The organism is Lysobacter sp. A421, from assembly GCF_054052145.1.
The window spans coordinates 412196-424485 of sequence record NZ_JBSVRL010000002.1 but is presented as its reverse complement, the minus strand read 5'-3'; the positions used below and the strand labels follow the sequence as shown (position 1 = coordinate 424485).

Here is a 12290-nt window from a genome sequence, read left to right as displayed (position 1 = left end):
CACGTGCCATTGCGGCGACAGGTCGCGCCTGCGCGACCGCGTTAGCATAGCGTCGGTCACCATCAGGATGCCTGCTCATGTCACCGACACCGGTTCTGAAACCTGCTTTCAACCTTGTTTCCTGCGTGGCGTTGTTCACGCTCGTGCTGGCAATGGCGGCATGCAACCGGCCCGACGTCCCGGACACCGAGCGCCCGCCGGAGCCGCAGGCCGAGCACACCCAACTGCATGACGCCATCCACGCGCCTCTGGACAAGGCGCGCGCGGTGGAGGAGGCCACCCAGAAGGCGGCCGACGCGCAGCGAGCCGCGATCGAGAAGGCCGGCGGTTAGCCGGACTTACCCAGCTAGTCCAGGCGGCAGAAGCAATACGCCAGCGACTTCACCGGCACGCCGGCGGTCGGTGTCATGGCATCGCCAAGCAACTCCAGGTCGGCCTGGCTATTGGGCAACGCCATGGCCATCATCCCTCGGACCAGGTCCGACTCGCTCAGCCAGTACGCACCGACCCGGCTGCCGGCAAATCCGCTGAACCACTGCTCGAACGGAGTGGCGGCCTTTTCGACGTAGTGCACCGCGTAATCGCCCTCGCCCAGTTTGGCGCGGGTGGCGGCATCGACGATCGCCGGCTGCAGGCCGCCCAACTCATCCACCAGTCCGCGCGCCTTGGCCTGCGCGCCGCTCCAGACCCGGCCGCGGGCAATCTCGTCGACCTGGTCGACCGACTTGCCGCGGGCCTTGGCGACCTTGCCGATGAAGTCGCGGTAGCCCTTCTCGATCACGGACTGGATCACCCCGCCGACTGCCGGATCCAGCGTGCGGGTGATGTCGAATGCACCGGCAAACGCGGTGGTGCCGACACCGTCGGTGTGCACGCCGATCTTGTCGAGCGCGCGCGGGATGGTCGGGATCATGCCGAAGATCCCGATCGAGCCGCTGATGGTGGAGGCATCGGCATAGATCCGATCGGCATTCATGGATATCCAGTAACCGCCCGATGCCGCCAGGTCGCCCATCGACACCACCACCGGCTTGCCGGACGCCTGCAGGGCGACCACTTCACGACGGATCTGCTCGGAGGCGAACACCTCGCCGCCGGGTGAGTTCACCCGCAGTACCACCGCCTTGACGTTCTCGTCGTCGCGAGCATGGTGCAACAGTGCGGAGGTGGACTCGCCACCAATCTTGCCCGGCGGTTGTTCGCCACCGGTGATCGACCCCGCAGCCACCACCACCGCGACCTGCGGCCGCACATCGGCAACCGCCTTCAAGGAGGTGTCCAGATGGGCCAGGTAACCGTCCATCGAGACCTGGCGGAAGCCGCCGCTGGCGTCCTCATCGGCCACGCCCCGCTCGACCAGCAAGTCGGCCACCTGCTCGCGGGTTTTCAAGCCGTCAACCAGCTTGTGCTGCAACGCGTACTGGGCCAGGTCACCGTGCACTGCGGCAATGCCGGCCGGGAGCTGGGCGATGTCGGTCGCCATCTGCGCCGGCGCGATCCCGCGGGCGGTGCCGATGTCGGCCAGGTAGCGCTGCCACAGGTCGTTCATCCAGTACAGGTCGGCTTCCTTGGACTCCGGCGATGCGGCATCCAGCACAAAGGGTTCGGCGGCCGACTTGTACTCGCCCACCTTGAACAGGTGCACGTCCACGCCGAGCTTGTCTTCCAGACCTTCGCGGTAGTACTGGCGATAGCGGCCCAGGCCTTCCAGGATCAGCCCACCCATCGGGTCCAGGTAGACCTCGTCGGCCTGCGCGGCGATCAGGTACTGCTGCTGGCTCATCGAATCGGAAAAAGCGACCACTTGTTTGCCGCTGTCGCGGACCCGGGCCACCGCATCGGCAACTGCGCGGCGCGACGCCATGCCGCCACCCGCCAGTTGATCCAGCCGCAGCGCCACGCGCTCGATGCGTTTGTCGTCGCGGGCTTCATCCAGCGCACGCACCACATCGCGCAGCTGCACCTCACCGCCTTTCGCCCCCAGCGCCTTGGTAAAGGCACGGGTTGCGGGGTCGACACTGTACTGCTCGACCAGGGTGCCCTCGGGCGCAATTACCAACGTGGTGCGCTCAAGCAATGGCTCGGTACGGTCGCCGGCGCTGATCGCGGCCAGTATCAGGAACAACAGGGCGAAGAACACCAGGTTGAAGATCAGCCGGCGGGTGAAGTTCATCGCATCCCACAGACCGACAAAAAAACGGGCGATGGGGCCGCGACGGGAAACCTGGTTCATTGCAGACACTCCAAGATGATGCGCGCAGCGTACCTGTACGGCGGCATCGATTCATCCATCATTGGTCATTTCCGCGGCGATGCCAGCAGTTGGCGCAGCCGCGCCGGCCGGCTCGAATACAGCAATCGCAGCCCCAGCAACACCGAGGCGACCAGCAAGCCGGCGATCAGGCCGACCCACATGCCACGGGGCCCCCACGCCGGGGTGAGACCGCCCCAGCCCAGCCCCAACACCCCGCCCAGCGGCATGCCCACCGCCCAGTACGAGAACGCCACCATCAGCATCGGCACCCGGGTGTCACGCAGGCCACGCAACGCGCCTGCGGAGATGACCTGGATGCCGTCGGGCAACTGGAACGCGGCGGCATACAACAACAAGACCGCCGCCGCCGAGGCGACCGCCGCATCGGCGGTGTAGAAGCCAACCACGAGGTCATGGCCCAGCAGCAGCGTCAACCCGGACATCGCCTGGGTCCCCATCACGATCGCGTAGCCGGCCCACGCCGCCCGACGTACCCCGTCGAGGTCGCCGCGACCCAGTGCATGCCCGACCCGCACCGTGGTCGCCTCCGCCAGCCCCAGCGGAATCATGAAGCACAGGCTGGCGACGTTGATCGCGATCTGGTGCGCGGCCGCGGGCACCTCGCCCAACCGTCCGATCAACAGCGCGGTGACGACGAACAGGCCGCCCTCCATCGCCACCGTCACCCCAATCGGCAGGCCGGTGCCCAGCAACCCGCGGATCGCCGGCCATTGCGGCGCGTCGAAGCGCGCGAACAGGCGCAACCCGGCAAACCGCCTGGACCGGCGCAGATACAGCAAGAAGGAAATCGCCTGGATCCACATCATGATTGCCGACGCGATTCCCAGCCCCGCCGCACCCCGCTCGGGCAAGCCGAACATGCCGTAGGCCAGCACATACCCCAACGGCACCAGCACCAGCAGCCCGCCGAAGCCGAACAGCATGGTCGGCAGGGTCCAGTGCAGCCCGTCGCACAGATAACGCATGCACAGATAGAAGGTCAGCGCCGGCACCCCCCAGCGGATCCCGCCTAGGAACTCACGCGCGCCTTCGCGAATGCCCGGGGCGATCCCCATCGGCTCCAACGCCATGCCGACCACGCTGAGGAAACCGAGCAACACCAGACCCAGGCCCAGCGACAGCCACAGCGCCTGCCGGAACAACGCACCGATCTCATCCCGACGTCCGCGACCATCCAGCTGCGAGATCGATGGCGGCAGCGACATCAAGGTGCCCATCGGCACCATCATCGGCAGCCAGAACAACGCGGTGCCCACCGATACCGCCGCCAACGTGTCAGTGCCATGGTGACCGGCGATGACGGCGTCGACAAAGCCGATCAGGCCGGTGGCCAGATGGCCGAGCACCAGCGGGGCGGCCAGAATCCCGGTGCGGCGGATCTCTGCGGATAGTCGCGGCGACGGCGAAGCGGCGACCGGGGTCGCAACGCTGGGATGTGGGGAGGACGACATGGGAAAGCCGGGGCGCAACTGCAGCCGCGCCCCGAACCGGTGTCGGGCGCTGGCGCCGGGTCGCGACGGGACGCTATCTTACCGGCTCACCTATGACGACCCGTGAACAACGCCCGCCATGAGCAAATCCGCGACCCATCACGACGCCAGTCACTGTGAAAACTGCAGCGCGACACTGCAGGGCGAGTTCTGCCATCAGTGCGGGCAGTCGTCGCACAACCCGATCCGCCACGCCGGACACGCCGTGGAAGAATTCTTCGAGGCGTTCTGGCACCTCGACGGCCGGGTGTTCCGCACCTTGCGCGACCTGATGTCGCCGGGCCGGGTGGCCATCAACTACCTCGCCGGGCACCGCCAGCGCTACATCGCGCCGCTGCGGCTGTTCGTGGTCCTCAGTGTGCTGGCCTTCTTCATCGGCGCGGCGACGGTGCATATCGACGAAAGCACGACAACGACGGAGGGCGTCGCGGCAATCGACGCGGCAACCAGCGCCGCGGCGGTCGAGCGCATCCGCGACCAACTGGTCGCCGACATCGAGCAGGCCCGTGAGCAGGCCGGCCAGGCTATCGGCGTGGACACCCTGCTGGTGACCGCCGAAGTGCGGGTGCGCGCGGCGGCGGCAAACCGGGTGGTCGAACTGACCGGTGCGCCCGTGGACGATGCTGCGCAGGCGTTGGTCGGCATACCCGAAACCGCGGAATCCAAACCCAAGCGTGTGCAGATCAATCTGTTCGGCCACAGCGGTGAATGGGACGCGCAGACCAATCCGTTCGTGATCGGCTGGTGGCCGGACTTCGCCAACCGTTGGCTCAACGGCAAGATCGGCAACATCGAAACCAACATGCAATCGATGGACGGAGCCACCCTGGACGTGTGGTTGCAAGTACTGATGTCGGCAGCACCGTCCGCGCTGTTCCTGCTGGTGCCGGTGTTCGCGTTGATGTTGAAGCTGGCTTATCTGTTCAAGCGGCGGCTGTACATGGAGCACCTGGTGGTCGCGCTGTACAGCCATGTGTTCTTGTTGATCGCGCTGACGCTGACCTTCGTCCTGTCGTCGCTGAACTCCTGGCTGGCGCCACTGGCGAGTTGGCTGGGGGTCGCGCTGGGCGTGCTGTTCGCCGCCGTGGTGGTATGGATGCCGATCTACCTGTTGCTCATGCAGAAGCGGGTTTACCAGCAAGGCTGGTGGATGACGCTGGTCAAATACGTCGTCATCGGCCTGATCTATTTCGTGCTGTTGATGGCCGCGACGATGCTGATGTTTCTCGCCCAATTGGCGCACGCATGAGCGACGCGTCGGCGGCCGCTCAGCGGTGCAGCCGGTCCCACAACCAGTCGTCGCGATTGCTCGCGGCGGTGGATACCAGCTCGCTTCGCACGCGGGCGCGCTCCTGCGGCGGCGTACGCTGGACCAGTACCGCCAGGTCGCGGCGCTGGACCGGCGTCAACTGCCGCAGTACCGCCAACAATGCCTTGTGTTCGGCCTCGGGCACCTGTGCCAGCAGCGGCTGCAACGCGGAATAGTCGGCGCCCAGGGCCGGGCCCAGCATCCAGCCGCGGCGTTCACTGCGGTCAAGCGCGTCGAACTCGCTCCGCAACGCCTGCTGCTGGTCCGCCGGCAGCGTCGCATACGCCGCAGCGGCGGCCGCTACCTGCCGGCGTTCACTGGCCGGCATCGCCTGCCAGGCCGCATGACGCTCGCGGCGCGCGTCACGTTCGGCCGGGGACAACGCCTCCCATTGCGCCGCACTCTGCCGGAATTGTTCTCGCCGTGCTTCGCTCCAACCGGCCCATTGCCCGGCATGGCGCTGCAGCCGGGCGCGTGCCTCGGGCTGTAGCTGCGGCAAGACGTTTGCAAAGTCGTCCAGTACTGGCGGACGGTCCTGCGCGGTGCCGCTGGCAGTCGCAGTCGCGAGCAGTGCCAGCAGTCCTGCAGCCAAGCGCGACCAGCGGCCACTACGGTTCATCAGCGGTCTCCCCTGTGCTGTCGATGTCGGGCGGCGAGACATTACCGTTGGCCGATGTTTTCCGGCTGAGGCCGGCCTCGGCGCCCGGCAACGACGTGCTGACACCGCGCGCGGCCAGCCACGAATGGAAGCCGAGTCGCTGTGCCTGGACCTCGCCGTCGGGATCGGCCAACAACTCGAAATCGCGGTGAGCCACCAGGCCCGCATCGGCATCGTAGCGAGAGGCCGGCGACTGTGCCGGCAACGTCCGTTTCCACACCGAGCCTGCGGGTGGCCCTTCCAGCGCGGTGCGGGCTGGTTCCCAGAACGTGACCGCCAACGCCAGCGCGCACAGCGCCAGTGCGCTCCACAACACCGGCATCAACCACCGCGGTCGAGCTGTCGGCGCCCCAACGCTACCCCACACCGGTCCGCCGGCGGTGTCCGGTCCGGCCGCGGCATCGCCGCGCAATGCTGATTCACGCATCTGGCCCAGCCTCGCCAGTCGCTCCGGCGGAAGGGTCTTGATCCGGCGGTGGGTCTGCTCCCGCAGGCGCTGCCAGGCCCGCGGGTCGGCACGGCCGTCGGCGTGATGCGGCAGTGCCCGCTGCAAGGCGAGGCGATAGGTCGCTTCGCTGATCGCAAACACCGCGGCGGCATCGGCTTCCCCCAGCCCGGCGGCCAGCCGCAACAGCAGCGCCGCGCGGGGACCACTGCCCATCGCCGCCAGACGGTCGGTCGCTTCCAGCTCGATCGCCGCCGGAACCTGGTCCCGTGTGTGTAACCCCGGCTCCGCCAACAGCAGCGCCCAGAAGCGCCACGGCCACTCGCCCATGGCCCATTCACCGGCCTGGAGCCGAAACTTTGCCATCGTCGCGCCGAGTGCAATGTCGCCAGTATCCGCATCGCCACATTGCAGTTCCGCCAGTACCGCCCCCCGCCGCTCCACGCCACGCAGGAACGCCGCCAACGCGGGCGACGCTGGGGTGCGCCCGGTGAGTCGCGGATTGTCGGGTTGGGGGTTGGTCATCGGGACAACTTCGGCATGGCGTCATCATAACCAGCCGCTGGCGGCACGGGACGGCTTGACAAACCCCCCAAAGCGCCACGAACGAAGCGGGATGCGGGCTGCAACCGAAAACGGTTGTGCACAGCGGTCATCGTTTTGACATAAACGCTCTGTTCAGTTTTATCGATGCCATATTTCAGCGATGTTTCACGGACAACCTTATGATTTCCATGGGTTTATCTGGTTTGGCGCTTTTTTCATCAACTCAGCTGAAGGGCTTGTGCCGTCGCGATCACGCAATATTGCCGAGGTCCCATCCACAGAGTTATCCACAGCTAATGTGGATAAAGACAAACCCCTTCAAAAACGGGAGCTTGCGCACACTTCGTCACGGTTCAGGCAACAATGGCCTGCAACTTCACCCACCCTTGACTCCGGTGAATTGGGGCCGACCGCTAGACTGGGGTGATGCCTGCCCACCCGCCCGTTCCGCACGTCGTACGCGTCGCACTGCCGCTGCCATTGCCGCGACTGTTCGACTATCTGGCGCCCGATTCAGGCACGCCTGCCAGTGTCGGCAGCCGCGTGCGGGTGCCCTTTGGCCCACGCGAACGGATCGGCGTGGTGGCGGCGCTGGGCACCGACGCCGAGCCCGGCGCACCGGCCCTGAAGCCGGTGCTGGCAGTTCTCGATCCCGCGCCGCTATTCAGCGGTGAATTGCTGGCCTCGCTACGCTGGCTGGCCCGCTATGCGCACGCGCCGCTGGGCGAGGTATTCGCCACGGCGCTGCCGGGGCCACTGCGCCATGGCGAGCCGCTGCCCGACACCCATGCGTGGGCGTGGCAACTGACCCCGGCCGGCCAGACTGCGCTGGACGGGATGCGCGCCGGACGACCCCGACAACTGGCCGAGCGGCTGCAAGCGGGTGCGGTGCCCGAGGATGCACTCGACCTGCCAATCACGGACTGGCGCAGCGCCGCGCGCTCGCTGGCCAAACGCGGGCTGGCCGAGCGGATCGCCATCGCGCCATCGCAACAACTGGCCCATCCAGCCGCCGGGCCGACCTTGAACGCCGAGCAACAGCTCGCAGTGGACGCGCTGCTGGCCGGTCGTGACGAGTTCGCACCCTTCCTGCTGGACGGGGTCACCGGTAGCGGCAAGACCGAGGTCTACCTGCACGCGATCGCCGACTGCCTCGCGCGCGGCCGTCAGGCACTGGTGCTGGTACCCGAGATCGGACTGACCCCGCAGCTGCTCGGCCGCTTTCGCACCCGCCTCGGGGTACCGGTGCACCTGTTGCACTCGGGTTTGTCCGATGGCGAGCGCGCGCGCACCTGGACCGCCTGTCTGCGCGGCGAGGCGCGGGTCATCCTCGGCACGCGCTCGGCGGTGTTCCTGCCGCTGCCCGAGGCCGGCATCATCATCCTCGACGAGGAGCACGACAGCAGCTTCAAGCAGCTTGACGGGATCCGCTACCACGCGCGCGACTTCGCGCTGGTGCGGGCCAAGGCGCTGGGCGTGCCGATCGTACTGGGCAGTGCCACCCCGTCGCTGGAATCGCTGCACAACGCGCAAACCGGCCGCCACACCCACCTGCGGCTGCACCAGCGCGCCGGCAATGCCCGGCCGCCCCGGGTGCGGGTGCTGGACGTGCGAAAGCGGCCGCTGCAGGCGGGACTGTCGCCGGAACTGCTGGAATCGGTCGCGCAGGCACTGGCCGCCGACGGCCAGGTACTGGTGTTCAAAAACCGCCGCGGTTACGCACCGGTGCTGCTGTGCCACGACTGCGGCTGGAGCGCGCAATGCCAGCGCTGCAGCACGCCGACCCAGGGCACGCCGATGACCGTGCATGCTTCCGGCAGGCGACTGCAATGCCACCACTGCGGCGCGCGTCGGCCGGCCCCCAATGCCTGCCCGGACTGCGGCGGGCTGGCGCTGCAATCGCAAGGCGCGGGCACCGAACGGATTGAAGAGGCGCTACGCGAGCGGTTCAGCGACCTGCCGGTGCTGCGAATCGACCGCGGTACCACCCGCCGCCGGGACGCCCTGGAACAACATCTGGCGCAGTTCGGCAACCATCCCGGCATCCTGATCGGCACCCAGATGCTGGCCAAGGGCCACGACCTGCCGAACCTGACGTTGGTGGCCGTGGTCGGCATCGACGAGGGGTTGTTCAGTGCGGATTTCCGCGCGCCGGAGAAACTCGCGCAGTTGCTGATCCAGGTCGCCGGTCGCGCCGGACGTGCCGACAAGCCCGGCCAGGTCGTACTGCAGACCCACCATCCCGAGCACCCCTTGCTGGCCACGCTACTGAGCGGCGGCTATGGCGCGTTCGCCTGCGCAGAACTGGGACAGCGTGAAGCCGCAGGCTTGCCGCCGTTCACCCATCTGGCCATGTTGCGGGCGGAAGCCAAGCGGGTCGAGTTGGCCGATAAGTTTCTGCAATCGGCGCGCTTGGCCATTGAAGCCCAAGCGGACGCAACCCTGGAACTCAGCGGCCCGTTGCCGGCCCCGATGCCGCGTCGCGCCGGCTACCAGCGCAGCCAGCTGTTGCTGTCGTCACCCGGACGCCGGAGCCTGCACGCCGCCCTTGATGCCGCATTGCCGGCCATCCACGCGATGCCGGAAGCGCGCAAGGTGCGCTGGTCGCTGGACGTCGACCCGGTCGATCTTTACTGATCAGCCCGTGTTGCCGGCGCCGCCTTCTTTCGCGCCGAGGCCTTCTTGGCGGCGGTACGCGCCGGCTTCTCCCGCACCAGCACGGTCTGCTCGTCACGCCGCACCTCGAAAACGCCGGTCGCCTCGATCAGGTCGCTGAGCTTGCGATAGCCGTAGTTGCGCGAGTCGAACGAGGCCTGGTTACCGATCTGCTGGCCGACCGCACCCAGTCGTGACCAGCCATCGTCGCTGCTGGCCGAGTCGACCGCGCCACGCAACATCTGCAGCAGGCGCGCATCGCCGCGCAGCGCCGAACCGCTGCTGGCCTGGGTAGCGGTGGTCGCGCCGACCTGCTCGCGCTGGCCCAGCGCTTCGACGTAGGTGAACTTGGAGCACGCGTTGACGAACGGGTCGGGCGTCTTCTTCTCGCCGAAGCCATACACCTTGACCCCGTCGGTCAGCAGCCGCATCACCAGCGGGGTAAAGTCGGCGTCGCTGGACACAATCGCAAAACCATCCAGGTTGCGCGCGTACAGCAGGTCCATCGCGTCGATCACCATCGCCATGTCCGAGGCGTTCTTGCCGCGACTGTAGGCGAACTGCTGGACCGGCCGGATCGCATACTCGTGCAGGCAGGCCTCCCAGCTTTTCAGATGCGGATTCTTCCAGTCGCCATAGGCGCGCCGCACGTTGGCCACGCCGTAGCGGGCGACCTCGGCCAGAATGACGTCGATCTTGGCGGCCGGCGCGTTGTCGGCGTCGATCAGCAGGGCAATGCGCTTGTCGGTATCGGCCATCGGTAAGGCTCCATGCGGTTTGCGACGAGCCTAGCGCATCACCACCGTCATCATTGCCAGCCCGTGCTTCCGACCAGGAGCTTCGAACAGTCCGCCCGATATCCGGTCCTTACCGGGAATTCTCAATATCGAAGTGCAACACCATGAGCATTGAGTGCTTGAATATCAAAGTCCATGGATCCCCGCCTTCGCGGGGATGACGAGTCCTTCGCGGGGATGACAGGCAAAAACGCGGACGAGCCCCGGCTTTTTTTAAACTTGCCACCCAGACGCAAACGGCCCGGTTTCCCGGGCCGTTGTGAATCACTGCGATGTCGTGGTCATTCCTACGCGGCGAACAAGGCGCGCATCTTCTTCATCGCGTTGGCCTCGATCTGGCGGATCCGTTCGGCGGATACGCCGTACTCGTCGGCCAGCTCCTGCAAGGTCACCTTGTTCTCGTTGCCAAGCCAGCGCCGGGCGACGATATCGCGGGAGCGCTCGTCGAGTTTTGCCAGACCTTCATGGAGCAGGCCCACCTGGTGGTCTTCCTGGTCCTCGCGCTCGTAGATCTGCGACGGGTCCTCGTCGTGGGTACGCAGGTAGGCGGCAGGCGATGGCGGGGCGCGTTCTTCGTCGTCCGCGGCCGGCGCGTCAAAGCCGATGTCCCGGCCGGACAGGCGCGACTCCATCTCCAGCACTTCACGCTCGGACACGTTGAGGTCGCGTGCAACCACCCGCACCTCCTCGGCGTTCATCCAGCCCAGGCGCTTCTTGCTGCGTCGCAGGTTGAAGAACAGCTTGCGCTGCGCCTTGGTGGTGGCGACCTTGACGATGCGCCAGTTCTTGAGGATGAACTCGTGCATCTCGGCGCGGATCCAGTGCACCGCAAAGCTGACCAGGCGCACGCCCTGGTCGGGATCAAAACGCTTGACTGCCTTCATCAGGCCGATGTTGCCTTCCTGGATCAGGTCGCCCAGCGCCAACCCGTAACCGTTGTAGCCGCGAGCCACATGGACCACGAAGCGCAGATGCGAATGGACCAGCTCCTGCGCGGCGCCGAGGTCTTCCTCACCGAGGAAGCGGCGTGCGAGCGCCTGCTCGTTCTCGACGGTGAGCACGGGGATGCGGTGGACCGCACCGATGTACGCATCCAGCGATCCCAGCGCACTGGGAACCGGCAAGCTGTTGGATACAAGAGGATTGGCAATGGCGATATCAGTCATGGGGCGCATTTTAGCAGGCTATATGGGTGTGTGCTAATGGATCGATTGGGCGGCAGTGTTCCGTTCATGGGACAGTCGCCAAGATTCTCGTAGCTACAGACTGCCAGCGGCGGCGTGAGTTCCCGATCAAACCGCACTGGCCGAATCGGGGTCATCAGCAGCGGTCCCGGCAAGTGCCGCGGTGCTTGGCAGCGACCAGTCGACCGGTGCCTGGCCGCGTCGAGACAGGTACTGGTTGGTGGCGGAAAAATGCCCGCAGCCGGTAAACCCGCGATGGGCCGACAGCGGCGACGGGTGTGGCGCCTTCAGGACCTTGTGCCGCTGGCGATCAATGATCTGGCCCTTCTTCTGCGCGTAGCTGCCCCACAACAGGAATACCAGACCCTCACGTTCACGGTTGAGCGTGTCCACGACGTGATCGGTGAATCCTTCCCAGCCCTTGCCCTGATGCGAACCCGCACGGCCGGCTTCCACCGTCAGCACCGCATTGAGCAACAACACCCCACGATGGGCCCATGGCAGCAGGCAGCCGTGGTCGGGACGGGCGACACCGACGTCACGTTCGATCTCCTTGTAGATGTTCAGCAACGACGGCGGAACCGGAACCCCCGGTCGCACCGAGAAGCACAAGCCGTGCGCCTGACCGGGCCCGTGGTACGGATCCTGACCGAGGATCACGACCTTGACGGCATCGAACGGCGTGGCATCGAAGGCGGCAAAGATGTCCCGGCCGGGCGGATAGATCCGGGCACCTCCGGCATGGCGCTGACGAAGAAACGCGGACAACGCCTGCATCTCATCGCGCAACAGGTAGTCGCCGACGCGGGAGCGCCAGGAAGGTTCGAGCTTGATGCGTGCGTCGTCTGCCATCGGAATCACGTGCGGGGCCGGAGCACGATCAGACCCGATGGCCGCGTGGAATGCAAAGTGGCGGACTCGACAAAGCCGG

General features: G+C 66.6%; 10 protein-coding genes. 3 read left to right on the top strand and 7 right to left on the bottom strand.

Annotated features, from left to right (window positions below):
* The first annotated feature begins 77 nt into the window (after window positions 1–77).
* Window positions 78–332: a hypothetical protein gene (locus ACW7G6_RS07330; RefSeq protein WP_456978038.1), complete on the top strand. Its 255-nt coding sequence runs from the start codon at window positions 78–80 to the stop codon at window positions 330–332.
* A gap of 14 nt (window positions 333–346) precedes the next feature.
* Here ACW7G6_RS07330 and sppA read toward each other — a convergent pair whose 3' ends face one another.
* Together sppA and ACW7G6_RS07320 are read right to left on the bottom strand one after the other, a co-directional pair.
* Complete coding sequence (sppA, locus tag ACW7G6_RS07325; protein ID WP_456997908.1) at window positions 347–2233, bottom strand: signal peptide peptidase SppA; 1887 nt, start codon at window positions 2231–2233, stop codon at window positions 347–349.
* Window positions 2234–2298: 65 nt separating this feature from the next.
* Entirely contained in the window at window positions 2299–3726 is a 1428-nt protein-coding gene (locus ACW7G6_RS07320) for an MATE family efflux transporter (RefSeq protein ID WP_456997907.1), read from the bottom strand.
* A 118-nt stretch (window positions 3727–3844) separates the two neighbouring features.
* Here ACW7G6_RS07320 and ACW7G6_RS07315 point away from each other — a divergent pair, with 118 nt between their 5' ends.
* Entirely contained in the window at window positions 3845–5014 is a 1170-nt protein-coding gene (locus ACW7G6_RS07315) for a DUF3667 domain-containing protein (RefSeq protein ID WP_456997906.1), read from the top strand.
* Window positions 5015–5033: 19 nt separating this feature from the next.
* Here the strand turns inward: ACW7G6_RS07315 and ACW7G6_RS07310 are convergent, their stop codons facing one another.
* Both ACW7G6_RS07310 and ACW7G6_RS07305 read right to left on the bottom strand, forming a co-directional pair.
* Complete coding sequence (locus ACW7G6_RS07310) at window positions 5034–5693, bottom strand: DUF3106 domain-containing protein (protein WP_456978034.1); 660 nt, start codon at window positions 5691–5693, stop codon at window positions 5034–5036.
* Window positions 5683–6702, bottom strand: coding sequence for a hypothetical protein (locus ACW7G6_RS07305; protein WP_456978033.1), 1020 nt, complete (start codon window positions 6700–6702; stop codon window positions 5683–5685). Before ACW7G6_RS07305 ends, ACW7G6_RS07310 begins: the two co-directional genes overlap by 11 nt.
* Window positions 6703–7149: 447 nt before the next feature.
* On the opposite strand from ACW7G6_RS07305, the gene ACW7G6_RS07300 reads away from it, so the two are divergent.
* Window positions 7150–9360 (top strand): primosomal protein N', encoded by a 2211-nt coding sequence (locus tag ACW7G6_RS07300; RefSeq protein WP_456978032.1) that lies wholly within the window; start codon window positions 7150–7152, stop codon window positions 9358–9360.
* On the opposite strand, the gene ACW7G6_RS07295 is transcribed toward ACW7G6_RS07300, so the two are convergent.
* From ACW7G6_RS07295 to ung, 3 genes are all read right to left on the bottom strand, one after another.
* The gene (locus tag ACW7G6_RS07295) at window positions 9354–10136 is read right to left on the bottom strand and encodes an NYN domain-containing protein (protein WP_456997905.1); all 783 of its coding nucleotides are present in this window, start codon (window positions 10134–10136) and stop codon (window positions 9354–9356) included. The genes ACW7G6_RS07300 and ACW7G6_RS07295 overlap by 7 nt on opposite strands.
* Before the next feature lie 326 nt (window positions 10137–10462).
* Window positions 10463–11341, bottom strand: a complete 879-nt coding sequence (gene rpoH / locus ACW7G6_RS07290; protein ID WP_456978030.1) for an RNA polymerase sigma factor RpoH — start codon at window positions 11339–11341, stop codon at window positions 10463–10465.
* A 126-nt stretch (window positions 11342–11467) separates the two neighbouring features.
* Window positions 11468–12211: a uracil-DNA glycosylase gene (ung, locus tag ACW7G6_RS07285; protein WP_456978029.1), complete on the bottom strand. Its 744-nt coding sequence runs from the start codon at window positions 12209–12211 to the stop codon at window positions 11468–11470.
* Window positions 12212–12290: the final 79 nt, after the last annotated feature.

Coding starts and splice junctions, on each gene's coding strand:
- ACW7G6_RS07315 (WP_456997906.1), top strand. CDS start 3,845: ATGAGCAAATCCGCGACCCATCACGACGCCAGTCACTGTGAAAACTGC.
- sppA (WP_456997908.1), bottom strand. CDS start 2,233: ATGAACCAGGTTTCCCGTCGCGGCCCCATCGCCCGTTTTTTTGTCGGT.
- ACW7G6_RS07295 (WP_456997905.1), bottom strand. CDS start 10,136: ATGGCCGATACCGACAAGCGCATTGCCCTGCTGATCGACGCCGACAAC.
- ACW7G6_RS07310 (WP_456978034.1), bottom strand. CDS start 5,693: ATGAACCGTAGTGGCCGCTGGTCGCGCTTGGCTGCAGGACTGCTGGCA.
- ACW7G6_RS07300 (WP_456978032.1), top strand. CDS start 7,150: ATGCCTGCCCACCCGCCCGTTCCGCACGTCGTACGCGTCGCACTGCCG.
- ACW7G6_RS07320 (WP_456997907.1), bottom strand. CDS start 3,726: ATGTCGTCCTCCCCACATCCCAGCGTTGCGACCCCGGTCGCCGCTTCG.
- ung (WP_456978029.1), bottom strand. CDS start 12,211: ATGGCAGACGACGCACGCATCAAGCTCGAACCTTCCTGGCGCTCCCGC.
- ACW7G6_RS07330 (WP_456978038.1), top strand. CDS start 78: ATGTCACCGACACCGGTTCTGAAACCTGCTTTCAACCTTGTTTCCTGC.
- rpoH (WP_456978030.1), bottom strand. CDS start 11,341: ATGACTGATATCGCCATTGCCAATCCTCTTGTATCCAACAGCTTGCCG.
- ACW7G6_RS07305 (WP_456978033.1), bottom strand. CDS start 6,702: ATGACCAACCCCCAACCCGACAATCCGCGACTCACCGGGCGCACCCCA.